Annotated in this window: 15 protein-coding genes; 10 read left to right on the top strand and 5 right to left on the bottom strand. The window is 70.4% G+C overall.

The genetic code is table 11. The features are described 5' to 3' along the window. Nucleotides 1–68: 68 nt before the first annotated feature. The 4 genes from secD to ACO0LU_RS09275 are packed head-to-tail and all read left to right on the top strand — an operon-like array spanning nucleotide 69 to nucleotide 6,320. Entirely contained in the window at nucleotides 69–2,138 is a 2,070-nt protein-coding gene (gene secD / locus ACO0LU_RS09290) for a protein translocase subunit SecD (RefSeq protein ID WP_424791084.1), read from the top strand. Continuing rightward, entirely contained in the window at nucleotides 2,135–3,244 is a 1,110-nt protein-coding gene (secF, locus tag ACO0LU_RS09285) for a protein translocase subunit SecF (protein WP_424791083.1), read from the top strand. The genes secD and secF overlap by 4 nt, the downstream gene beginning before the upstream one ends. Then, nucleotides 3,241–3,771, top strand: coding sequence for an adenine phosphoribosyltransferase (locus ACO0LU_RS09280; RefSeq protein ID WP_424791082.1), 531 nt, complete (start codon nucleotides 3,241–3,243; stop codon nucleotides 3,769–3,771). The genes secF and ACO0LU_RS09280 overlap by 4 nt, the downstream gene beginning before the upstream one ends. A 38-nt stretch (nucleotides 3,772–3,809) precedes the next feature. Continuing rightward, the gene (locus ACO0LU_RS09275; protein ID WP_424791081.1) at nucleotides 3,810–6,320 is read left to right on the top strand and encodes a RelA/SpoT family protein; all 2,511 of its coding nucleotides are present in this window, start codon (nucleotides 3,810–3,812) and stop codon (nucleotides 6,318–6,320) included. Between the two features lie 97 nt (nucleotides 6,321–6,417). On the opposite strand, the gene ACO0LU_RS09270 is transcribed toward ACO0LU_RS09275, so the two are convergent. Together ACO0LU_RS09270 and ACO0LU_RS09265 are read right to left on the bottom strand one after the other, a co-directional pair. Continuing rightward, nucleotides 6,418–8,079: a DUF349 domain-containing protein gene (locus tag ACO0LU_RS09270; protein WP_424791080.1), complete on the bottom strand. Its 1,662-nt coding sequence runs from the start codon at nucleotides 8,077–8,079 to the stop codon at nucleotides 6,418–6,420. Next, nucleotides 8,076–8,888 carry a peptidylprolyl isomerase gene (locus ACO0LU_RS09265; protein WP_424791079.1) on the bottom strand — a complete coding sequence of 271 codons (813 nt, stop codon included), beginning with the start codon at nucleotides 8,886–8,888 and terminating at the stop codon, nucleotides 8,076–8,078. The genes ACO0LU_RS09270 and ACO0LU_RS09265 overlap by 4 nt, the downstream gene beginning before the upstream one ends. 211 nt (nucleotides 8,889–9,099) lie before the next feature. Here ACO0LU_RS09265 and hisS point away from each other — a divergent pair, with 211 nt between their 5' ends. Further along, nucleotides 9,100–10,458 (top strand): histidine--tRNA ligase, encoded by a 1,359-nt coding sequence (gene hisS / locus ACO0LU_RS09260; RefSeq protein ID WP_424791078.1) that lies wholly within the window; start codon nucleotides 9,100–9,102, stop codon nucleotides 10,456–10,458. Nucleotides 10,459–10,529: 71 nt separating this feature from the next. Here the strand turns inward: hisS and ACO0LU_RS09255 are convergent, their stop codons facing one another. After that, a complete protein-coding gene (locus ACO0LU_RS09255) occupies nucleotides 10,530–12,467 on the bottom strand; it encodes a DEAD/DEAH box helicase (RefSeq protein ID WP_424791077.1) in 1,938 nt (645 codons plus the stop codon). Between the two features lie 291 nt (nucleotides 12,468–12,758). Between ACO0LU_RS09255 and ACO0LU_RS09250 the strand changes: the two genes are divergently transcribed. The 4 genes from ACO0LU_RS09250 to ACO0LU_RS09235 are packed head-to-tail and all read left to right on the top strand — an operon-like array spanning nucleotide 12,759 to nucleotide 18,861. Beyond that, entirely contained in the window at nucleotides 12,759–14,456 is a 1,698-nt protein-coding gene (locus tag ACO0LU_RS09250) for a dynamin family protein (protein ID WP_424791076.1), read from the top strand. Next, the gene (locus tag ACO0LU_RS09245) at nucleotides 14,453–16,177 is read left to right on the top strand and encodes a GTPase (protein ID WP_424791075.1); all 1,725 of its coding nucleotides are present in this window, start codon (nucleotides 14,453–14,455) and stop codon (nucleotides 16,175–16,177) included. Before ACO0LU_RS09250 ends, ACO0LU_RS09245 begins: the two co-directional genes overlap by 4 nt. 58 nt (nucleotides 16,178–16,235) lie before the next feature. Then, nucleotides 16,236–18,086: an aspartate--tRNA ligase gene (aspS, locus tag ACO0LU_RS09240; RefSeq protein WP_424791220.1), complete on the top strand. Its 1,851-nt coding sequence runs from the start codon at nucleotides 16,236–16,238 to the stop codon at nucleotides 18,084–18,086. Then, nucleotides 18,076–18,861, top strand: a complete 786-nt coding sequence (locus ACO0LU_RS09235; protein WP_424791074.1) for a GNAT family N-acetyltransferase — start codon at nucleotides 18,076–18,078, stop codon at nucleotides 18,859–18,861. The genes aspS and ACO0LU_RS09235 overlap by 11 nt, the downstream gene beginning before the upstream one ends. Nucleotides 18,862–18,933: 72 nt before the next feature. On the opposite strand, the gene ACO0LU_RS09230 is transcribed toward ACO0LU_RS09235, so the two are convergent. After that, nucleotides 18,934–21,225, bottom strand: coding sequence for an MMPL family transporter (locus ACO0LU_RS09230; RefSeq protein ID WP_424791073.1), 2,292 nt, complete (start codon nucleotides 21,223–21,225; stop codon nucleotides 18,934–18,936). Between the two features lie 69 nt (nucleotides 21,226–21,294). On the opposite strand from ACO0LU_RS09230, the gene ACO0LU_RS09225 reads away from it, so the two are divergent. Next, nucleotides 21,295–22,662 carry a replication-associated recombination protein A gene (locus ACO0LU_RS09225; protein ID WP_424791072.1) on the top strand — a complete coding sequence of 456 codons (1,368 nt, stop codon included), beginning with the start codon at nucleotides 21,295–21,297 and terminating at the stop codon, nucleotides 22,660–22,662. Between the two features lie 58 nt (nucleotides 22,663–22,720). On the opposite strand, the gene ACO0LU_RS09220 is transcribed toward ACO0LU_RS09225, so the two are convergent. Further along, entirely contained in the window at nucleotides 22,721–23,908 is a 1,188-nt protein-coding gene (locus ACO0LU_RS09220; protein WP_424791071.1) for an MFS transporter, read from the bottom strand. Between the last annotated feature and the right edge of the window lie 60 nt (nucleotides 23,909–23,968).

Here is a 23,968-nt window from a genome sequence, read left to right as displayed (position 1 = left end):
CCACTCGGCCCGCCACCGGGCCGCTGACACCGGTACCGCGGGTGCCGGACGGGAAGAAGACGACGTTCGTGGCGAAACCAACTCCCTCAGCCGTGCGCCCGGTGCGCACGCTGGTGATGTTCTTCATCGTGTTCGGCATGCTGTTCGGCACCCTCACCGCCGGCACCATGCTCAGCGACGCGACCTGGCGGCCCAACCTGGCGTTGGACCTGGAGGGTGGCACGCAGATCATCCTGACCCCGCGCACCGATGACGCCGCCGAGATCACCGACGAGCAGGTCGGCCAGGCCATCGAGATCATTCGCCAGCGGGTGGACTCCTCGGGTGTGGCTGAAGCGGAGATCTCCAGCCAGGGTGGCTCCAACATCGTGGTCGGGCTGCCCGGGGAACCGACCGAGGAGACGCTGAACCTGGTGCGCCAGAGTGCGCAGATGCGGTTCCGGTCCTTCCTGGCCGAGACCGGCCCCGGACCGATCGACCCGGACATGCTGACTCAGGCTCCAGAGGACCTGGACCTGGGGGATCTCGACCCCGAGGACCTGGACCTTGGGGATCTCGACCCCGAGGACCTGGACCTGGAGGACCTCACCGGGTCCGACGGCGTCGAGGAGGAGCAGGGCACCGAGGACACCGGCGCCGATGGCGCCACCGGTGGCGTCGTGGCGGCCTCCACGCAGGACCAGGGCAGCGAGGACGAGAGTGCAGGGGAGGGGGCCGAGGAGGAGGCCGCACCGACACCGCCGACCCGAGAGGAGATCGAGGAAGCGGCTTTCGCGGCTGCGGACCTGGACGGGGACGGTGAACTCTCCGACACCCCCGAGTCGACCCCGACCGATGCCTCCGACCAGGCGTGGGTGACCGAGCAGATCCTGTTCGACTACTACACCCTGGACTGCACCGACCCGGAGAACCTGGTCGGCGGTGGCGGGGACGATCCCGATGCCGCCCTGGTCGCCTGCTCGGTGGATGGCACCTCCAAGTTCATCCTGGGCCCGATGGAGATCCCCGGTACCGACATCGAGAGCGCCAGTTCGGGCTTCCGCGTCACCGAGGGTGGCGTGGTGACCAACGAGTACGCAGTGTCGATGCAGTTCAACAGCGAGGGTGCGGCCACGTTCCTGGAGGTCACCCAGCGCATCTCCCAGCCGCAGTACGTCCAGTCCGGAACCCACCGCTTCGCAATGGTCCTGGATGGTCTGGTGCTGATGGCACCCACCGTGCAGAACCCGATCCCGGGCGGTTCGGCTGAGATCAGCGGTAACCTGACCCGGGAATCGGCCCAGCGCCTGGCCAGCCAACTCAACTTCGGTGCACTGCCGATCGAGTTCGAGGTGCAGAGCGAGGAGCAGATCTCGGCCACCCTGGGTTCGGAGCAGTTGCAGCGAGGGCTGCTTGCCGGTCTGATCGGGCTGGGCCTGGTGGTGGTCTACGCCCTGATCCAGTACCGGGCGCTGGCGATCATCTCCCTGGCCAGCCTGGTACTCGGCGGCAGCCTGACCTACCTGGTGGTCGCGCTGATGTCATGGCAGATGGGTTACCGCCTGTCCCTGGCCGGCGTTGCCGGGTTGATCGTGGCGATCGGGATCATCGCCGACTCCTTCATCGTGTACTTCGAACGCATCCGGGACGAGGTCCGAGAGGGCCGACGCCTGCAGGACGCGGTCGATCAGGGTTGGAAACGTGCCCGGCGCACCATCGTGGCCTCCGATGCGGTGAACCTGATGGGTGCGGTGGTGCTGTACTTCGTGGCCGTGGGCGGGGTCCGTGGCTTCGCGGTCATGCTGGGCCTGATCACCCTGATCGACCTGCTCGTGTTCGTCTTCTTCACTCACCCGTTCATGAAGGTGCTCGTCCGTACCCGCTTCTTCCAGGAGGGTTCGAAGATCTCCGGGCTCGATCCCGAGCATCTGGGTGCGGTCGTCTCGGCTTACCGTGGCCGGGGCCAGATCCGCTCCCGCGCGGAGCGCGAGGCCATCAAGGACAACGCCGCGGCTGGTCAGTTGACCATCGCTGAACGACGCCGGGCCGAGGCCCTGGCAGCGGTCTCCGCACGTGCCTCGGCGAGCCCGGACGAGCCCATCGGCGCAGAACCCGAGGATCCGGATTCGGCCACCACGAGCGAAGGTGAGGACCGATGAAGAAGTTCTCCGAACTGGGCAATGAGTTGTACACCGGGAAGAAGTCCTTCCCGATCGTGCAGAACCGGCGCCGGTGGTTGAGCATCGGCCTGATCCTGATCGTGGCCTCGCTCTTGGTGCTGGGCATCCGTGGGCTGAACCCGGGCATCGAATTCCGGGGTGGTTCGGAGTTCACCGTCTCCGGGACCCAGATCACTGACCAGCAACCCGCCCATGATGCGGTCGCGGAGATGGATTCCGGCCAGGTACCGCGTGTCTCCAACATCGGTTCCGACACCATCCGCGTCCAGACCGAGCAACTCGATGACGCCGAGACCACCCGGTTGCGCGAACTGCTCGCCGAGGCCTATGAGGTGCCGGTCAATGACGTGACCAGTTCGTTCGTGGGGCCCACCTGGGGTCAGGACGTGACCGCCAAGGCGTTGCAGGGCATGCTGATCTTCCTGGTCCTGGTGGCGGTGGTGATGGCGGCCTACTTCCGGCACTGGAAGATGGCGGTCGCCGCGCTGACCGCCCTGGTCCACGACCTGCTGGTCACCGTGGGCATCTACGCCCTGGTGGGCTTCGAGGTGACCCCGGCCTCGATGATTGGGTTCCTGACCATCCTGAGTTACTCGCTCTACGACACGGTGGTGGTTTTCGACAAGGTCCGGGAGAACACCACGCTGTACTCCGAGCAGACCAAGTACACCTACGCCGAGGCCGCGAACCTGGCGGTGAACCAGACCCTGGTCCGTTCCATCAACACCTCGATCGTGGGTCTGCTGCCGGTGGGTGGGATCCTGTTCGTGGGCGCCTTCCTGATGGGTGCCGGAACGTTGCGTGACATCGCGCTGGCCCTGTTTATCGGGTTGGCCGCCTCCACGGTCTCCTCGATCTTCATCGCCACGCCCATTGAGGTGGCGCTGCGCGAGCGCGACCCGGCGGTGCGCAAGCACACAGCCAAGGTCCTGGAACTCCGGGAACGCCGAATCGCCCAGGCCGAGGCCGAGGGCACAAGCGTGGACTCCTCACTGACCGCGGCCCGGGCCGGTGGCCTGGTCGCGGGGGAGCACCTTGGCCAGGCAGCCCAGCCCAGGCGCCGCAAGCCTCGGGGGCGCGGGTGAGCCCTGATGCCCTGGCGTCCTCGATCCGTGCTGGGTTGCGCCAGGTACCGGATTACCCTGAGCCCGGCGTGCTGTTCCGCGACATCACGCCGCTGCTGGCCGACGCGAAGGCATTCGGTTCGGTGATCGAGGCCTTCGCCGGGTTCTTCGAAGGCCAGGTCGATGTGGTGGCCGGGATCGAGGCACGCGGGTTCCTGCTCGCCGCGCCGCTGGCGGCGGTCCTCGGCACCGGGGTGCTCGCGGTACGCAAGGCCGGCAAACTGCCCCCACCGGTGCACCAGCAGCGTTATGACCTGGAGTACGGCAGCGCCGAACTGGAGGTTTCCGGCGTCGGGATCCGGTCCGGGCAGCGGGTCGCGCTGCTCGACGACGTGCTCGCCACCGGTGGCACAGCGCGGGCCGCTGCACAGTTGCTGGAGCGTATCGGCGCTCGGGTCGAGGGCATCGCGGTTCTGCTGGAGTTGGCGGAACTGGGTGGCCGGGGCAATCTGACCGACTGGCCGGTGCACGCGCTGCTGACGGACTGAGGCGGCTCAATCGGCGCAAGGTTGCGTACCATGGGTAGATGGACGAACGCACCCCGGTGAGCACCACCACTCCCGCCCCGGCGGACCCGGTGGTGCCCGGATCGCGTGTGCGATCTGCGCTGGGCAGGTTCGGCGCCCGGACCAGCACCACCCCGAAGGCACTGGAGCCGCTGCTGGCCGTGGTGCGGTCCAACCATCCCAAGGCGGATCTGTCCCTGATCGAGCGCGCCTACCAGGTCGCGGCGCGAGCCCACGAGGGCCAGTCGCGCAAGAGCGGGGACCCCTACATCACCCACCCGGTAGCGGTGGCCACGATCCTGGCCGAGTTGGGACTGACCCCGCCCACGCTGGCCGCCGCGCTGCTGCACGACACGGTGGAGGACACCAGCTACAGCCTGGAGCAGCTGCGGGAGGAGTTCGGCGACGAACTCGCGCTCCTGGTCGACGGCGTCACGAAACTGGACCGCGTCTCCTACGGCGAGGCCGCCCAGGCCGAGACGGTGCGCAAGATGGTGATCGCGATGGCGCGAGACATCCGGGTGCTGATGATCAAGCTCGCTGACCGTCTGCACAACGCCCGGACGTGGAAACACGTCTCGGCCAAGTCCGCGGCCCGCAAGGCCCGCGAGACGATCGAGATCTACGCCCCGCTGGCCCACCGGCTGGGCATGAACACCATCAAGTGGGAGTTGGAGGACCTGTCCTTCGCCACCCTGTACCCGAAGGTGTACGAGGAGATCGTGCACCTGGTGGCCGAGCGCGCGCCGGCGCGCGAGGAGTTCCTGAACAAGGTCCGCACCCAGGTGATCGATGACCTCAAGGCGGCCAAGATCAAAGCCACGGTCACCGGGCGGCCGAAGCACTACTACTCGATCTATCAGAAGATGATCGTGCGTGGGCGTGACTTCGCCGATATCTATGACCTGGTCGGGGTGCGCGTGCTGGTGGAGTCGGTGCGGGACTGCTATGCCGTGCTGGGTGCGCTGCACGCGCGCTGGAACCCGGTGCCGGGGCGGTTCAAGGACTACATCGCGATGCCGAAGTTCAATATGTACCAGTCCCTGCACACCACGGTGATCGGCCCCACGGGCAAGCCGGTGGAGATCCAGATCCGCAGTTATGACATGCACCGTCGGGCCGAATACGGCGTGGCCGCGCACTGGAAGTACAAGCAGGCCGCGCGCAGTGCGGGCCGGCGCAGCACCGATGCCGACGAGATGCCGTGGCTGCGCCAGTTGGTGGACTGGCAGCGCGAGACCGCTGATCCCGGTGAGTTCCTGGACTCCCTGCGGTTCGAGATGTCGGGAACCGAGGTGTACGTGTTCACCCCCAAGGGGGACGTGCTGGCGCTCCCGTCCGGGTCCACGCCGGTCGACTTCGCCTACGCGGTACACACCGAGGTGGGTCACCGCACGGTTGGCGCCCGCGTGAACGGGCGGTTGGTGCCGCTGGAGTCCGCGCTGGAGCACGGCGACACCGTGGAGGTCTTCACCTCCCGGGCCGAGGGCGCCGGCCCGAGCCGGGACTGGCTGGGTTTCGTCAAGAGCCCCCGTGCCCGCAACAAGATCCGCCAGTGGTTCACCAAGGAGCGCCGCGAGGAGGCGATCGAACAGGGTAAGAGCGCGATCGCCCGCGCCCTGCGCAAGCAGAACCTGCCCATCCAGCGCATGCTCAGCCACGACACTCTGATCGTCCTGGCCGATGAGATGCAGTACCAGGATGTCTCCGCGTTGTACGCGGCGGTAGGGGAGGGGAACATCTCCGCCAGCACCGTGGTGCGCAAACTGGTGGCGGGTCTGGGCGGTGAGGACGGTGCTGAGGAGGATATGGCCGAGGTCGCCCGCCCGGGTGCGGCCAGGACGCGATCCCGCACCGGGGAGTCCGGCATCATCGTCGCCGGTATGGACGACGCCGATGTCTGGACCAAGTTGGCGCGCTGCTGTACGCCGGTGCCGGGCGACCCGATCGTGGGGTTCATCACCCGCGGCTCGGGGGTCTCGGTGCATCGTGAGGACTGCGGCAACCTGGAGGGCTTGCGCGATCAACCGGACCGGATCGTGGCGGTGGAGTGGTCACCCTCGGCCCAGAGTGTCTTCCTGGTGCAGATCCAGGTGGAGGCACTGGACCGCAGCGCCCTACTCTCCGACGTGACCAAGGTGCTCTCGGACAATCACGTGAACATCCTCTCGGCGAACGTGACGACCTCCCAGGACCGGGTGGCGATCCTGAAGTTCGTGTTCGAGATGGCCGAGCCGTCACACCTGGGCCACGTCCTGCGTGCGGTGAACCAGATCGACGGTGTCTTCGACGTGTTCCGTCTCACCGGAACCAAACCGGCCGGTCCGCCGCAACGCGCAAGCACCGCGGTTGAGTCGTCGCCGCAGCGGCCGGAGTCGCCCGATCCAGCTCCGGCGAGGTTGTCTTCTGGTACCAAGTCGGACCAGGACCAGCCTGCTAAGAAGCCACAGGGTGCCGAGGGCGAGCGCGTTGTCCCGCCGGTGCGCACGCCTCGAGAGGTGCTCACCGGACGCAGCGTCGAGGAAACCTGAACCGGTTCGCCGGCGGGTGGGTCCGGTCAGCACCCACACCGGCCGTCGTCGCCGAACTGTGTCGCCGCTGCCGGTGCACCCTGTCAGCGGCGCAATCTCAGCGGGCGTCGTCGGCGGCCTGCAGTACCTGTTCGAGCCAGGCCTTCCGGGCGGCCAGAGCATCGGAGGCCTTGGTGATCGCCTTCTCGTCGCCGCTCGCCTCGGCCCGGGCCAGGTCCTTCTCCAGGCTCTCGATCGCCGCCTCCAACTGGGCCGCGGCGCCTTCGGCGCGGGCCCGCACCCTCGGGTTCGACTTGCGCCACTGCGCCTGTTCCACGTCCCGGATCGCCTGCTCCACCGCCCGGAGGCGCCCTTCGACCCGGCCGATATCGGCGCGGGGCACCTTGCCGGCAGCCTCCCAGCGGTCCTGGATGTCGCGCAGTGCCGCCTTGGCCCGGTCCAGGTCGCGCACCGGCACAAGGGCCTCGGCCTCGCTAAGCAGCTGTTCCTTGACCTTCAGGTTCTCGCCGTACTCGGCGTCGATCGCGTTGTTCGCGGCCTGCCTGGCATCGAAGAACACGTCCTGCGCGGCGCGGAACCGCGCCCACAGGGCGTCGTCGTCCTTACGGGAGGCACGCCCGGCGCGCTTCCACTCCTCCATCAACTCACGGTAGGCGGCTGAGGTGCCGCCCCAGTCGGTCGAGGTGTTCATCGCCTCGGCGCGGGCGATCAATTTCTCCTTGGTGGCCTTGACCTCGGCGTGGACGCGGTCGAGTTCGGCGAAGTACTGGCGCCGCACCCGGTCGAAATGGGTGCGGGCTGCGGAGAAGCGCTTCCAGAGCGCGTCCTCGGTGCCACGGTCCAGTCGTGGCCCCGAACGCTGGGCCTGCTTCCACTGCTCGAGCAGGTCCCGCAGTCGCTGCCCGTCCTGGCGCCACTGGATGCGGGCCGGGTCGCGCTCGGCGATCTTCTCCGCCCGCTCCACGATGGTGTTGCGTTCGGCCAGCGCCTTCTCCTTGGCTGCGGCACGGTCGGCGGCCAGTTCGGCCTTGCGCAGTTGGGCCTGGGCCTCCAGGGCGGCCACCTGGTCGCGGAGGGACTGCAGATCGCCCACCACAGCGGGTTCGGCAATGGCCTCACCCAGGGTGGCCAGCGTCGCATCCAGGTCCTTGGCCCCGAGTTGACCCAGCCGTGCGGCGAACAGGTCCACCTGAGCCTTCAGGTCCAGGTACCGGCGGATGTACAGTGCCATGGCCTCCTCGGCGGAGACTCCGGGGTACTGGCCCACCACCCGGTCACCTGAGGGTTCCTTGACGTAGACGGTGCCATCGTCGTCGACCCTGCCGAACTCCGCGGCCGCCGCGACCTGCTCGGGGTCCATCGGTGCCTCGGCACCGCCGGGCTGTGCGGCAGTGGCCCGAGCGGCAGGCGGGTTCGGAGCGGCCGCAGCCACCGGTGCGGGCGGACCACCGGGGCGGGGCCGGGCGAGCATGCTCGGCTTGGGTACCGAACTCGGCTTGGGCGTCGGCCTTGGCTCTCGCGCGGGCGACTCCTCGGCCGCAACCGGCTCGGCTCCTGCTTCCTCGGTGCCGTCAGCCTCGTCCGTGGCTGCGCCCGCTTGGGCGCCTGTGTCCTGCTCGGTGGCTGCGGCTACATCGCCTCCATCAGCCGGTGCGCTGACGGCGTCGGCATCGTGGATCACCTGATCTGCTCCGTCGTGTGTGGTGCCCACGGGCTCGGGCTGCGCCTCGGGGGTGCTGGGGTGCTCCGGTGCACTCATTGGATCTCCACATTCTCGATGATCACGTCGATCGCAGGTCGTTCGCCCTCGGTTCCGAGTCCGGCGGACCCGACCTCGGCAAGGAGGTCCAGGCCTTCGGTGACAGTACCGAACACGCTGTACCCACCGGCGTCGTCGGCCGGCAGCGGCACGTCGGCGAAAACGAGGAAGAACTGGGAGCCCATGGACTCCCCATCCCCGCCCACGCGGGCCATCGCCACGGTACCGGCGGGATAGACGTCGTCCTCGGGTGCGTTCTCGATAGGGCCGAAGCTGTACCCGGGCCCACCCGTCCCGGTTGCGGTGGGGTCACCGCACTGCAGGAGGGACTCGGGCAGCAGCCGGTGGCAGGCGGTGCCGTCGAAGTACCCGTCCGATGCCAGGTGCACGAAGTTGGCCACCGCCTGGGGTGCCGCAGCACCGTCGAGTTCGAGTTGGACCGTGCCCACGCTGGTGTCGACGGTGGCCTGCCAGGTACGGTCTTCGGCCAGCGAGGCGTCCGGCGCGGCGTCGTACTGGGGGGCGTCGATGCTCGGCAGGGGCTCGGGATCGGCTGGTGGCGCATCCTGGTCGGCTTCATCGATCGGATCGGTCTGCGCGCCGGGGTCGGTCGGGGTCTCGGCCTGATCGGAGTCGTCACCACCGAAGCCATAGGTCAGCAGAGCGATGACCAGACCGGACAGCACCAGGGTGCCCACCACCACGATTGCGATGGTGCGCTGACGCCGGACTTTGGCCCGTTGCTGGCGAGCGAGGCGCTTGTCGTGCAACTGGCGCGCCCGTTCGCGCTCTCGTTTGCTGGGGCTCAAGCCCGGTTCCTCCTGTAGTGCGTCGGTGCTGGCGCTTGCTGAGCGCACACCAGTCTAGATAAACGCTGCCATATCTGCGGCCGCCACTAGCGCTCTTATGGGTCACGGGATGGTCACAAAGCACGGTGCGTGCCGGTGCCACCGGTTCCGGGCACGGCCCACGATGCGGCCGCTGCGTCGGGGCCGGCCGCTTCGGTGCCAGAATGTGCCCATGGCCCGTCCCGCACCACTGTCCGGATTCCCCGAACTACTCCCCGGCGAACGCATCGTGGAGGAACACATCACCGCCACCGTGCGGCGCGTGTTCAGCCTGCACGGCTACGCCGGCATCGAGACCCGGGCCGTGGAACCCCTGGACCGGCTGGTGGCCAAGGGCGAGACGTCGAAGGAGGTCTACCTGCTGCGCCGGCTGCACGCGGACGAGACCGACACCACCGACGACCGCACGCTGGGCCTGCACTTCGACCTGACGGTGCCGCTGGCCCGCTACGTGGTGGAGAACGCCGGCCGGTTGCAGTTCCCGTTCAAGCGGTTCCAGATCCAGAAGGCCTGGCGCGGGGAACGGCCCCAGGAGGGCCGCTACCGGGAGTTCCTGCAGGCCGATATCGATGTGGTCGGCGCCGATGAACTGCCCTTCCACTACGAGGTGGAGGCGGTGCTGGTAGCCGCGCACGCGCTGAACGCGCTAACCGGTGACGGGCTACCGGCGGTGCGCATCGGAGTGAACAACCGCAAGGTCTCCCAAGGGTTCTACGAGGGCGTCGGGGTCACCGACGTCGAGGGCACCCTGCGCACCATCGACAAACTGGACAAGATCGGCGACGACGGCGTACGGGCCGTGCTGACCGACCAGATCGGGTTGACCCGGTCCCAGGCCGAGGCTGCCCTCGAACTGGCCCGGATCAGTGGCACGGGCGCGGAGGTGGAAGCCCGGGTGCGCAACCTCGGGGTGAGCCACCCCCTGCTGGAGGAGGGCCTGGGGCAACTGCGCGCACTCGTCGACGCCGCCGGGGCCGAGGTGCCGGGCGTGGTCACGGCCGATCTGCGGATCGCCCGTGGCCTGGACTACTACACCGGGACCGTTTACGAGACGGTGCTGGTGGGGCACGAGGACCTTGGGTCGATCTGTTCCGGGGGCCGGTATGACTCCCTGGCCACCGACGGACGGCGCACCTATCCGGGGGTGGGCCTGTCCATCGGAGTGTCCCGGCTGACCTCCAGGGTCCTCTCGGCAGGCCTGATGCACGCCACCCGGTCGGTACCGGCCGCGGTGCTCGTGGCAGTCACCGATGAGGACGAGCGTGCCCGCAGCAACGCCGACGCGGCAGGGTTGCGTGCCCGTGGCATCCCGGCGGAGGTGGCTCCCAGCGCGGCGAAGTTCGGCAAGCAGATCCGGTACGCCGACCGGCGGGGCATCCCGTTCGTGTGGTTCCCCGCCGGGACCCGGCGCGAGCGCGCCGAGGTCAAGGACATCCGGTCGGGGGAGCAGGTCGCCGCCGACGCCGCCGCGTGGACACCGCCGGCTGACGACCTGTGGCCCCGGGTGCTGCCGGGACCGGCTCCGGCCTGATCGCAGGTCCGGCGCGGCCGCGCACGCCGAACCCACGAGCCCGCGGCCGCGCACGCCGAACCCGCGCGCGGTCAGCGCTGCCGGCCGGGGCGGGTCCGCGCAGCGGTGTGCCGGGGCTTGCGGCCCTGCTTGGCGGCCGTGGGGACTTTGGCTGCCCTCGCCGGCTTCGTCATCGCACGCCGTCCGCTGCCGGCGTCGTGCGTGCGCCGGGGCCGGGCGCCGCCCCGATCCGCGGTGCCGCCCGGTGCTCCGGTGTCGGGACGAAAGTGCATCGGACGGCCGGCCACGACCGCCCGGTCGAGGCGACGAGAAGCCTCGTCGGTGACCTGTGCGTTGACCTCCACGAGGGAGAAGCGGGAGAAGATCTCGATCTTGCCCAGGTCGGATCCGCGCAACCCGCCCTCGTTCGTGATCGCACCGACGATCGCCTCGGGACGGGCGCCGTGGGTGTGCCCGACGGCGACCCGGTAGACCGTGCCCCGAGAGGTGCGCCCGGGGGTGCGCCGGGTCATGGGACGGTCGGCCCCGGAACGGGCGGAATCGAACCTGGCACGCGCCGGCCGCTCATCGCGGCCGGTGTGTGCCGATGCAGCCACGGCGCCGGGGCGCCGAGCGGCGCCGGAACGATCGGCGCCGGCCACCCCGAGCGTGCCGGACTCGCCTCCGGCGCGGTCCTGGCGGGGAGCCGGGCCGTCATCACCCACCTGTAGTGCCAGTAGTGCCGCCGCCACCTCGAGGGGTTCGACCGCGCCGTCGTCGGTGTAGGCCTGCAACTGCTCGCGGTAGAGGTCCAGGCGGCCGCGGCCGATCCGCTCGCCCAGTTCGGCCAGCACGCGCTGGGCGCGGTGCTTGCTCACCTGGGCCGGAGTAGGGATGTCCACCTCCTGCAGCGAGCTGCCCGTGACCCGCTCGATCGCGGTCAGCCGGTTGCGCTCGCGCGGAGTGAAGAACGTCAGTGCGGTACCGGAGCGCCCGGCCCGGCCGGTGCGCCCGATCCGGTGCACGTAGGCCTCGACCTCGCGCGGGACGTCGAAGTTGACCACCAGGCCGATCCGGTCCACATCGAGGCCACGTGCGGCGACGTCGGTGGCGATCAGCACGTCCAGGCCGCCGCTGCGCAGTCGTTGCACGATCCGCTCACGTTCCCGCTGGGGCACGTCCCCACTGATCGACGCCGCGGGGGTGCCGCGGGCGGTCAGTTCCAGGGCGACTTCCTCGGCGGTGTCGCGGGTGCGCACGAACACCAGGGTGGCATCGGCTGCCGTCGTGGCCAGCACCCGGGACAGCGCCCCCACCTTGTGCCGGAACGGCACGACGGCGTAGGTCTGGGTGATCATGGTGGTGGTGGAGGACGGAGCGGACGTGGCCAGTTCGACCGGGTTGTTCAGGTGCTCCCTGGCCACCTTGCGGATCGCGGAGGGCATCGTGGCGGAGAACAGGGCGACCTGCTTCGGGGTGTCGGTACCGGTGTGGGTGAGGATCACCTCGACGTCCTCGGCGAAACCCATCCGCAGCATCTCATCGGCCTCGTCCAGCACCAGATAGGAGACCCCGCTCAGGTCCAGGCTGCCGCGCTCGGCCAGATCGATCACCCGGCCGGGGGTGCCCACCACCACCTGCGTGCCCGACTTGAGGGCACGGAGCTGGGTGACATAGGAGGCGCCGCCGTAGATGGGAAGCACGTCCAGGCCGGGGGAGGTCGAGGCCATCTGGGTGAGTGCATCGGCCACCTGGATCGCCAGTTCCCGGGTCGGGGTCAGCACCAGGGCCTGCACGCCCGCCCGGTCGGCGTCGACGGCGGCCAGCAGGGGCAGGCCGAAGGCGGCGGTCTTGCCGGTCCCGGTCTGGGCGACACCGGTGACGTCGCGTCCGGCCAGCAGCGGCGGGATGGCCGCGGTCTGGATCTGGGTCGGCTCGCGATAACCCATCTCGGTGATCGCGGTGAGCAGGTGCGGGGCAAGACCCAGGTCCGCGAAATTGCTCGTGGCAGGGGTGCTGGCGTCAGGCATGACGGTGTCCAATCGAAGACGAGGTGGAACTGTGCGGACCCGGTTGGTCCGCGTCCGCCTCGGCCCGACGCCGCCGATGCGCTTCTCGCACCACGGTCGATGGTCACGAAGGTGCCATCGCAGGGCCTGTGCGCGGCTCGTGCGCTCCAGAAGGCACCACTGTATCGCCCAGCGCTCCGCCCGCCCCAGCAGTGTGCGCAACCTCACCGGCCTTCGCGCGGCCACATCGCGGGCCCGGCGAGCCGGTCGGCACGCCGTGTGCCGCGAGGATGCGGCTGGCATGATCGCAGTATGGAGGCAGCGCTGGGACAGTTGCGTGCGTCGATCGCCCGCGCGCAGTTTCCGCTGACCACCGCGACCAGTGCGGCGGCCACCCAGGACCGGTCGCGGCTGCTGGATCAGATCGACGACTACCTGTTGCCTCGTTACGCGGACGTGGACGCACCGCTGCTGGCGGTGGTGGGCGGGTCGACAGGGGCGGGCAAGTCCACCCTGGTCAACTCCCTGATCGGTGCCCCGATCAGTGCCTCCGGAGCCCTGCGGCCCACCACCCGCAGCCCGGTGCTGATTCACCACCCGCAGGACAGGGACTGGTTCGCCGGGAACCGGGTACTTCCGACTCTGGTGCGCACCCACGGCGAAGGGACCGCACCACAAGCCAGTTCCGTGGATGTGCCCCCGGGGCGCGCCGCCCTGCGGATGGTGACGTCGGAGGCACTGCCCGCGGGCCTGGCGTTGCTGGACGCTCCCGACCTGGACTCGGTGGTCGAACAGAACCGGGAACTCGCTCATCAACTGCTCGCCGCGGCCGACCTGTGGCTGTTCGTGACCACAGCCCACCGGTACGCCGACGCGGTGCCCTGGGAACTCCTCAACCTGGCGGCCGAGCGCAACGTGGTCATCGCGGTGGTGCTGGACCGGATTCCGCCCCGGGTGCGGCAGGAGGTACACGCCGACCTGACGCGGATGCTCCGCGGCAACGGGCTGGGCGCGGCGCCCCTGTTCGACATACCCGAGTCGGACCTGACGAGCCAGGGCCTGCTGCCGGACGGTGCGGCGCAACCGGTACGCGACTGGCTGCACGGATTGAGCGCGGACGCCCAGGCCCGCGGTGAGGTGGTGCGCCGCACCCTCACCGGGGCCACCGGCCACGCCCTGGGCCAGGCCGAGACCCTGATCGAGGCACTCACGGACCAGGACGCCGCGGCCCAGCATCTGCACACCCTTGCCACGCAGGCCTACCGTACCGATGCGGTGCGCGCGGCCCTCAGCGACGGCGCGATGCTGCGCGGGGAGGTGCTGGCCCGCTGGCAGGACCTGGTCGGCGCCGGCGAATTCTTCCAGAATCTGCAGTCCCGGATCGGCCGCGCCCGGGACCGGATCAGTGCTTACGTGACCCGGAGGCCCCCGCCGGAGCAGCAGGTCGAGGTGGCGATCACCGACGGGCTGCACGCACTGCTCACCGCCCACGCCGACGCCAGCGCCGAGCGGGCCCGCGCGGCCTGGGCGAGGGACGGTGCCGGACGTGATCTCGCCGCCCGGGCCCTGCCCGGGCGGGCAAGTGCGGACTTCTCCGAGCGGGCCGCCGGGCAGATCCGCGCATGGCAACGGCACCTGCTCGAACTGGTCGGCTCCGAGGGCGCCGGGAAGCGCACCACCGCCCGGTTGCTGGCCTTCGGGGTGAACGGCGTCGGGGTGGCCCTGATGGTGCTCGTCTTCGCCTCCACCGGCGGTCTGACCGGAGGGGAGGTGGCCGTCGCCGGTGGCACCGCCGTCGTCGCCCAGAAGGTCCTGGAGGCGGTCTTCGGCGACGACGCCGTGCGACGGCTGACCACCGCCGCACGAACCGACCTGCTCGCGCGGGTCGAGGACCTGATGTCCGTCGAGGTCGCCCGGTTCACCGACCTGGTGCCCACGGACCCGCCCCGAGACGCCCGCGCACGGCTCACCGAGGCAGTGGCGCTGGTGCGCGCGAGGATGAACACGTGAGGCGCGTTGGCGGGGACCTGGCCTCGCGTATCGGCGCCCTGGAGCAGGCCACCGCCCTGGTGGAGGGATTGGACCCCGCCACCCTGCCCACGCCCGGCCCGGTGCAGCAGGCCCGGGCGGTTCTGGACCGGGTGGCGGCACGGCAGGGTCTGTCCACCGCGCACACGGTCGTCGCCTTCGCCGGTGCCACCGGGTCGGGCAAGTCCTCGCTGGTGAACGCCGTCAGCGGAACCCAGGCGGCCACGGTGGGAGCCCGCCGGCCCACCACGGCCACCGCGGTGGGGGTTTTCTCCGGCGACGCCGACGGGGCCGCTTTGCTGGACTGGCTCGAGGTGGACCAACGCCGGCACGAGCCCGAGCTGGCCGAGGGCCTGATCCTGGTGGACCTGCCGGATGTCGATTCGGTCCACATCGACCACCACCGCATCGCCGACGCTCTGATCGAAACGGTGGATGTGCTCCTCTGGGTGCTGGACCCCCAGAAGTACGCCGACGCTGTGGTGCACACCCGGTACCTACGCCCGATGGCACAGCATGCCGAGGTCACGGTGGTGGTGCTGAACCAGATCGACACGCTCACCCCGGACGACCTTCAGGCGGTGCTGGCGGACCTGGACCGGCGCCTGGCCAAGGACGGGATCGCCCCGGCGCACGTGCTGGCCACCTCCGCCACCACCGGAACCGGCGTGGCGCGGTTGCGGCAGGTGGTCACCGACTTCGCCGGAGCCCGCACGGCGGCGCACGCCCGCCTGGCGGCCGAAGTGACCGCCGCCGCGGACGAACTCGCGCGGGCCTACCCGCCCCCGCCGTCGGCGTCACTGAGCACGGTCCAGGTGCGCGAGGTGCACACGGCGATGGCGCGGGCGGCCGGGGTCGAGCGGGTCGGTGCGGCCGTGGCGGGTTCGTTCCGGCATCGCTCCCGGGCCCGCACCGGGTGGCCCTTGACCCGCTGGGTGCGGCGTCTGCGCCCCGACCCGATCAGCAGGCTCCGCCTGCCCACCACCGCGCCGGACCGGGCCAGGCAGATCATGCCCCAGGGGCCTGAAGACCGGAGCGAGGAGCAGGAACCGGTGACCACCGTCACCTCGCGCCCGGACCCGGGGGCGGTCGAGGTGGCCCGGGTGGACGCCGCCCTGGCGCGGATCGGCCGCACCCTCGCCCAGGACGCGCGCGAGCCCTGGTACACCTACCTGCGCACGGCGGCACAGGTAACCGCTGAGGCGCTGACCGACACCCTGGACGCCGTGGTGGTGCGCACCACCCCGCGACCCCGGCCGGCCCGGTGGTGGCCGGTGGTCTCCTTGCTGCACTGGGTGCTGCTGGCGCTGCTGGCCGCCGGCGCGTTGTGGCTCGGTGTGCTGGCGGCGGCCGGCTACCTGCAGATCCCCACCGGTCCACCGCCCCGACTCGGCCCGGTTCCGCTCGGCCAGCACGGCGCCGTGCTGCCGGCAATCCCGTGGCCTACCGCACTGTTCCTGGCCGGCCTGGCCGGCGGTCTGCTCCTCGCCGGCATCTCCCGGATCGCAACCGGCATCGGAGCCCGACGGCGGGGCGCGCGTGCCGTGCGTGACCTCACCCGGGCCGTGGGTTCGCGGGTGGATGAGGCCGTCGTGGCCCCGGCCCAGCGCGCCGCGGAGACCGGGGCACGCTACGCCGAGGCGGTGCAGGCCGCCCGGGAGGGGCCACGGTCCAGACGGCGAGCCGGCTCGGCGGTGATCTAGGATCGTCGGTGCGCCGGGTCAACCCGTGGCCGGTGCACCGATGAGGAAGGACCACCCGTTGCTACGCACCCACCCCGCAGGTGCCCTGCGGACCACCGACACCGGTTCCACCGTGACCTTGGCCGGGTGGGTGGATCGTCGCCGTGACCACGGCGGGGTGGCGTTCATCGATCTGCGCGACGCCAGCGGCATCGTGCAGGTGGTGATCCGGGACGAGGAGGTAGCCCACCCGCTGCGGAGCGAGTACGTGCTCTCGGTGACCGGCACCGTCGGGGTGCGACCGGAGGGCAACGAGAACCCGGCCCTGGCAACCGGTGAGATCGAGGTCACCGCGACCGAGGTCGTCGTCCTCAACTCCGCCGCCGCACTGCCATTCCAGGTCTCCACGGCCCTGGAGGAGAGTGCTGCAGTGGGAGAGGAGGCGCGGCTGAAGCATCGCTACCTGGACCTGCGCCGCCCGGGCCCGGCGCGCGCGCTGCGGCTGCGATCGGCGGCGGGCGCGGCGGCCCGGGATGTGCTGGCCGCCCACGACTTCGTCGAGGTGGAAACTCCCACGCTGACGCGGTCCACCCCCGAGGGGGCGCGGGACTTCCTCGTGCCGGCGCGGCTGCAGCCCGGCTCGTGGTATGCGCTGCCGCAGAGCCCGCAACTGTTCAAGCAGCTGCTGATGGTGGCCGGGATAGAGCGCTACTACCAGATCGCCCGCTGCTACCGGGATGAGGATTTCCGGGCCGACCGGCAGCCGGAGTTCACCCAACTCGACATCGAGATGGCATTCGTCAGCCAGGAGGACGTCATCGCCCTCTCGGAGCGGATCATCGGCGCCCTCTGGGCGCTCATCGACGTGTCGATCACCACCCCGCTGCCGCGGATTACCTACGCCGAGGCGATGGCTCGCTATGGCACCGACAAGCCGGACCTGCGCTTCGACCTCGAGTTGACCGAGTGCACCGAGTACTTCGCCGACACTCCCTTCCGGGTGTTCCAGGCACCCTACGTAGGTGCCGTGGTGATGCCCGGTGGCGCCGACCAGCCCCGCCGGCAGTTCGATGCCTGGCAGGAGTGGGCCCGCCAGCGCGGGGCCAAGGGCCTGGCCTACGTCACGGTAAGCACCGACGGCACCCTCGCAGGCCCGGTGGCCAAGAACCTCTCCGACACCGAACGGGACGGCCTGGCCGCACACGTGGGCGCCGCACCCGGGGACGCGATCTTCTTCGCCGCCGGACCGGTCAAGGCGTCCCGGGCGCTGCTCGGCGCAGCCCGGGTGGAGATCGCGCAACGGTGCGGGTTGATCGACCACGACGCATGGTCACTGCTGTGGGTGGTGGACGCTCCGGTGTTCGAACCCGCCGGTGAGGCCGTCGCTGCCGGGGACGTGGCGGTGGGTACCGGTGCCTGGACCGCGGTGCACCACGCTTTTACCGCACCGAAGCCGGAGTTCCTGGAGACCCTCGAGGACGACCCGGGCGCAGCCTTGGCGCACGCCTACGACCTGGTTTGCAACGGGCACGAGATCGGCGGCGGCTCGATCCGGATCCACCAGCGCGAGGTGCAGCAGCGCGTCTTTGCGATCATGGGCCTGTCGGAGGAGGAGGCGAACGAGAAGTTCGGGTTCCTGCTCGAGGCGTTCGCCTACGGGGCGCCCCCGCACGGCGGCATCGCCTTCGGCTGGGACCGGGTGGTGGCGCTGCTGGCCGGTAGCGAGTCGATCCGCGACGTGATCGCCTTCCCCAAGTCCGGCGGTGGGATCGACCCTCTCACCGACGCGCCGGCCCCGATCACCGCCCAGCAGCGCAAGGAGGCCGGCGTGGACGCCCGCCCGGCACCGGCAGGTGCGCGCGGTGACGACGGGGATCGGGACGGCGGCAGGGACGAGGGCGCATCCGCGGGAGCAGGCGGTGGGCAGTAGCCCGACCCCGCCCGAACCACCACCCCTGACCGGCCTGCCAGGGCCATGGGCGCAGCACCCGTTCGTGATCGGGGACCGCTGGCGCTGGCATGAGGCCCGGTACCTGTGCGCACCGCGTGCGCTGGTGGTGGGCATGGCCGCCCGGGCCGGTCACCACCCGGGGCGGGCCCGCTCGATCACGGCGCTCGGGGATCCCGGTGCGGTGGCCGAGTTGGTGGCGAACCGGAGCGAGGAGGTGCTGCACGGGTTCGCGCCGCAGAGCGTGTCACTGCCACCGGGCGCTTGGGACCTGCTGCCGGCCGCGCTCCGTGACCGGTGGAACCTGCCGCGCCGGGGGCGCTGGGACTGGATGTGGACCGAGCAGGTACCACCGGCGCACCACCTCGAGGACCAGGTGGTGCCCTTGGAGATCCCCCGGCACCTCGAGCAGATCCACGCCGTGCAGGCGGTGGCTTTGCCCGGAACCCACTTCGGGCCGGACCGGTCCGGGAGCACCTGGTTCGGCATCTGGCGGGGCGCCGCCGAACTGGCCGCGGTGGCCGGGTCCTTCGACTGGGTCAACGCGGTGCACCTGGGCGGCATCGGAACCCGCCCGGACCTGCGCGGCTCCGGCCTGGGCAGTGCCCTGACCGCCGCCATCACCCGCGCCGGGGTGTCCCGATTCGGGCGGGTCAGCCTCGGTGTGTACGCCGACAACCTTCGGGCCAAGGCGCTCTACGCCCGGCTCGGCTACGCCGTCGGGCATGAGTTGGACTCCCGGCATGTCGCCGCCTGAGGCGGCGAGGCACCGCGACGGAACCGCGGGCACCTGAGCTGGCGCGGTCCACCTGGAGGTGGCACGGCGAGATCAGTGCGTGATGCCGAACCGGGCGTACAGGGCGCGCATCGGGCGCGGCGCCCACCAGTTGTAATGGCCCAGCAGTGTCATCGAGGCCGGCACCAGCAGCATCCGGACCAGCGTGGCATCGATGAAGACCGTCACGGCCAGGGCCACGCCCGCCTGCTTGATGGCCAGCAGATCGCCGGCCACGAACCCCAGGAACACCACGATGATGACCAGTGCGGCGGAGGTGATGATCCGCCCGGACCGCTGCAGGCCGTACTTCACCGCGTGATCGTTGTCGCCGGTGGCGTCGTAGATCTCCTTGATCCGGGCGAGCAGGAACACCTCGTAGTCCATCGCCAGGCCGAACCCGAACGCCACTGCCACCGCCACCACGTAGGACTCCAGCCCACCCACGGAGGTGAAGTTGAGCAGACCCTCCAGTTGCCCCTCGGCGAAGATCCAGGTGGTGACCCCCAGCGAGGCAGCCAGTGAGAGCAGGTTCACCACCAGGGCCTTGGCCGGGATCAGCAGGGATCCGGTCATCAGGAACAGCAGGATGAAGACGGCCAGGACAACCACGGCGGCGGCGTAGGGCAGCCCGTCCAGCAGGGCCCGGGTGAAGTCAACCTGGTTGGCACCCTCCCCGTAGACCCAGAACGTCGGCAGCGACGGATCGGTCTCGCGCAGTTGCCGGATCTGTTCGACCACGTCCGTGGCCAGGGACCCACCGGGGTCATCGGTATCCACACGCACCCCGAGCAACACGTAGTCCGCGCCGACCTGCTGGCCGGGGTCGATGCCCAGGACCTCGGGGACGTCGGTGATCCGGTCACCCAGGCCGTTCGCCCCGGCCTCGGTGCCCTCCACCAGCACCCCCATCGTGGGCGCCGCGGCCAGCGGGTAATCCTCGTTCACGATCGTCAGGAAGTCGCGCTGGTCGGAGTCGCTGGGCAGCAACTCGGTGGTGGAGTTGCGCAACTGCAGGTTCATCAGCGGTGAGGCGGCCAGCATCAGCAGCATCGAGACCAACACCAGCACCAGCCACGGACGGCGCTGCACCCGTCCGGCCAAGCGGGAGAACATCCCATCGGCCGGGGGCACGTCGCCCAGACCCGCCACGATCCGCCGCAGGCCGGGGATGCGCCGCAGCAGCGGTGGTTTCAGCATCCGCCGGCCCATGAGCACCAGGAGGGCAGGCACCAGCGTGATGGCGGTGAGTAGGGCGATCAACACCACCGCCACCCCGGCCGCTCCCAGGGAGCGCAGGATGTCCGGGCGCAGCAGTAGCAGGCCCAGGATCGAGATCGCGACGATCAGGGCCGAATAACTCACCGTGCGGCCCGCGGTCCTCAGCGTGGCCCGGACGGCGGTCCGCACCACGTCATCGCCCCCGGTGGAGCGGCGCCGTCGCCGGCGGGCGGGTACGGCGTCGGTCGCGGCAGCTGCGGCGGACAGTTCGGCGCTATGGGCGTGCAAGAGTTCCTCCCGGAAGCGCGAGACCACCAGCAGGCCGTAGTCGATGGACAAGCCCAGACCCAGGATGGTCACCACGTTGACCACCACCGAGTCCAACTCGATCACGTGGCTGAACGCCAGCAGCGCTCCCAATCCGCCGGCGATGGAGGCGAGCGCGCCGGCCAGGGGCATCCCCGCGGCCAGGAAGCCACCGAAGACCACCACCATGATCAACAGCGAGACCGGCAGGGCGACCAGCTCCCCGGTGATCAGGTCCCGCTCCATCTGGGAGATCACCGCCTCGGTCATCAGGTCGCTGCTGGCCACGATCCCGGAGGCCACCGGTGAGACCCGTCCGGGGAAGTCCCGCAACAGGTCGGTGACCTCGGCCACCGCGGCGTCGTGCACCTCGGGGTCCAGGCCGAGCTGCAGGGTGACTGTGAGCAGGAACCCGTCGGCGTCGGCCGAGGTCAGTGCCGCCGCCCGGGGATCGGACAGCCCGCCGGGGAACACGAACGGGCTGAGGACGCCGTCCACACCATCGACGGTGAGCAACTGGGAGTTCAGCGTCGCTGCGGCCCGGCCGGCCTCGGCCACCCCGTCGGGGTTGTCCAGATCCAATCCCAGCACGATCAGGGAGATCTCCTCGCCGCTGGGGGAGTGCTCATCGAGGAGTTCCCGGGCCTTGGTGCTCTCCGAACCCGGCACGGTGGGCTCCCCGGAGTGCAGCCGCTCGAACAGGCCCTGGCCACCGAAGCCGGTCATCGTCAGGGTGAAGAGGAACGCCGTGAGGAGGAACCACGCCAGTACGATCCTGCGCGGATAGCGGGCTGCCAGCCGCCCCAGTCGGTCGAACACGATGTGATTCTATGGTGGCCGGGGCGCGCGCGGGACCGGTGCCGTCACGGGGCGGCCTAGGCTTGGGTCGTGGACCTGTTCGACTCAGTCAGCACCGATGAGGCCGGGGTGCCCCGGGTGGATGACCGGGCACCGCTGGCGGTGCGAATGCGCCCCGCCGGAATCGATGAGGTGCTCGGCCAGGACCACCTGCTAGCCCCGGGCGCCCCGCTGAACCGCCTGGTGACGCCGTCGGAGGCGGGTTCGCTACCGCCGTCGTCGGTGATTCTCTGGGGTCCGCCCGGTACCGGAAAGACCACTGTCGCCTACCTGGTGGCACGTGCCGGTGGGCGGCGGTTCGTCGAACTCTCCGCGGTGACCGCCGGGGTCAAGGACGTACGGGCGGTGATCGATGACTCCCGGCGCCGGCTGGCCGGCAGCGTGGAGACGGTGTTGTTCGTCGACGAGGTGCACCGGTTCTCCAAGACCCAGCAGGACGCGCTGCTGCCGGCGGTGGAGAACCGGTGGGTCACCCTGGTGGCGGCCACCACCGAGAACCCGAGCTTCTCGGTGATCTCCCCGTTGCTGTCCCGGTCGTTGATGCTCACCCTGCATCCACTCGCGCCCGAGCACGTCGACGAGTTGCTCACCCGGGCCCTGGCCGACGAGCGTGGTCTGAAGGGCCGGTTCAGCCTGACCGCCGATGCCCGGGCGCATCTGCGCCGGCTGGCCGGTGCGGATGCGCGTAAGGGCCTGACGATCCTCGAGGCCGCCGCGGGCACCGCCAGCGCCGGTGGGCGGACCGAGATCGACCTGTCCGCGGTGGAACGGGCCATCGACGTGGCCGCGGTGGCCTACGACCGGGCCGGGGACCAGCACTACGACGTGGCCTCGGCACTGATCAAGTCGATGCGGGGTTCCGACGTCGATGCCGCGCTGCACTACCTCGCCCGGATGGTCCACGCCGGGGAGGATCCGCGTTTCATCGCCCGGCGGATCGTGATCGCGGCGAGTGAGGAGGTCGGCATGGCCGACCCGAGCGCGCTGCAGACCGCGGTCGCGGCCGCGCAGGCGGTGGCGATGATCGGGATGCCCGAGGCCCGTATCATCCTGGCCCAGGCGGTGGTGCACGTGGCCACCGCCCCGAAGTCCAACCGCTCCTACCGCAGTATCGACGCCGCGCTGGCCGATGTGCGGGCCGGCCGGTCCGGTTCGGTCCCGGTGCACCTGCGCGACACCCATTACGCCGGCGCGGAGCGCCTGGGTCACGGCGCCGACTACGTCTATGCCCACGACCAACCGCACGCGGTCGCCGCCCAGGAGTATCTGCCGGAGGAGTTGCGCGGTGCGCGGTACTACCGGCCCAGCGACCGCGGGTACGAACGCTCCGTCAGCGAGCGTCTGGAGCGGATTGAGACGCTGCTCGGCCGCACCGAGCCGGAGGATCCCGCGACCTAGTCCGATCGCACCGGGGCGAACGGGGACGATCCCGCCGGGTGGTGCGCCCCGGCCCCGCTCAGGGGTCCGTGCGACCCGGGTCGCGGGGGATGAGCAGCGCGCCCAGTACACCGATGATCGCGATGCCGACGAACACCGGCAGCCGGGTGCCGGTGGCCTCGGTCACGAACCCGGCGAGGACCGGGCCCACGGCCGAACCCAGTCCCCAGATCATCGAGTACAACCCCAGGAACAACCCGATCAGGCGCACCTGCACCACCTGGGCCGAGTAGATGCTCTCCAGGGTCGAGGAGGCACCGACAGAGGCACCGGCGACGACGGCGAAGGCCACGGCCACCACCACATTGCCCGAGACCAGCAGCAGCAGGGAGGAGATGCCCACCAGCGCCAAGCCCACCTGGAACACCTGCCGGGCGCCGTACCGGTTCACCAGCCATGGCAGTGGCAGCCTGCCGAGCAGTTGGAACAAGCCACGCAGGCCTGCCAATGCCGATGCCAGGCCGAGGACGAGACCGGCCGAGACCATCGCCGGGACCTGGTAGAGGAACAGCACGGAGGAGGCCACCCCGGAGCACACCGCCACGTACAGCAGGCGGCGCATCGTCTCATCTCGGATCGATTCGGCAAGAGCGGCCCGCAGTGTGCCGGCCTCGCCCCGGGAGACCCCGGTGCCCGACGGGCTGACCGCGGCCCCGAACAGGAAGCTCCCCGTGACCAGCACCCCGGACAACACCATCGCGGGTCGCCAACCCCAAGCCTGGGCAACGAAACCCAGCAGCGGCAGGAACACCGGGCTGGCGAAGGCGCCCCACATGGTGTTGACGGTGATCGCCCGGGTCCGATCGGCCGGGACCCGCCGGGCGATCGTGGCGTGCACCACGGTGTAGTAGCCGGCAGTGCCGACGAAGCCCTGGGTCAGGACCGCCCCGGCACCGAAGGCCAGGGGCGTGTGGGCGGTGACGACGAGGGCGGTTCCGGCGATCACTCCGGCCGCGGACACCACGAAGACAGGGCGCGGCCCCACGGTGTCCACCACCCGGCCGGCGGTGACGGTGCCCAGCCCCACCGCGAGCATGCCGATGCCGTAGGCCGATGACAGCACCGACTCGCTCCACCCGGTGTCGACGCGGATCGGTTCCAGTAGCACCCCGTACCCGTACAGCCATGAACCGAAGGCACAGATGACCACCAAGCCGAAGGCGATCGTGGTGGTCAGCGGGAGTCGATCCGGCCGTGCTTGCCTCACGCGGGCCACTATCGCACGGTCGCTGGCGGGTCCCGCGCTGGGGTGCCGCCGGGGCCGACC

It is taken from the genome of Pseudactinotalea sp. Z1748, assembly GCF_049725185.1.
Lineage (GTDB): Bacteria > Actinomycetota > Actinomycetes > Actinomycetales > Beutenbergiaceae > CALKWS01.
The sequence above is the reverse complement of the archived record's forward strand: the minus strand, read 5'-3'. Positions and strand labels throughout refer to the sequence as shown.

Coding starts and splice junctions, on each gene's coding strand:
- secF (WP_424791083.1), top strand. CDS start 2,135: ATGAAGAAGTTCTCCGAACTGGGCAATGAGTTGTACACCGGGAAGAAG.
- ACO0LU_RS09250 (WP_424791076.1), top strand. CDS start 12,759: ATGGAGGCAGCGCTGGGACAGTTGCGTGCGTCGATCGCCCGCGCGCAG.
- hisS (WP_424791078.1), top strand. CDS start 9,100: ATGGCCCGTCCCGCACCACTGTCCGGATTCCCCGAACTACTCCCCGGC.
- ACO0LU_RS09270 (WP_424791080.1), bottom strand. CDS start 8,079: ATGAGTGCACCGGAGCACCCCAGCACCCCCGAGGCGCAGCCCGAGCCC.
- ACO0LU_RS09275 (WP_424791081.1), top strand. CDS start 3,810: ATGGACGAACGCACCCCGGTGAGCACCACCACTCCCGCCCCGGCGGAC.
- ACO0LU_RS09255 (WP_424791077.1), bottom strand. CDS start 12,467: ATGCCTGACGCCAGCACCCCTGCCACGAGCAATTTCGCGGACCTGGGT.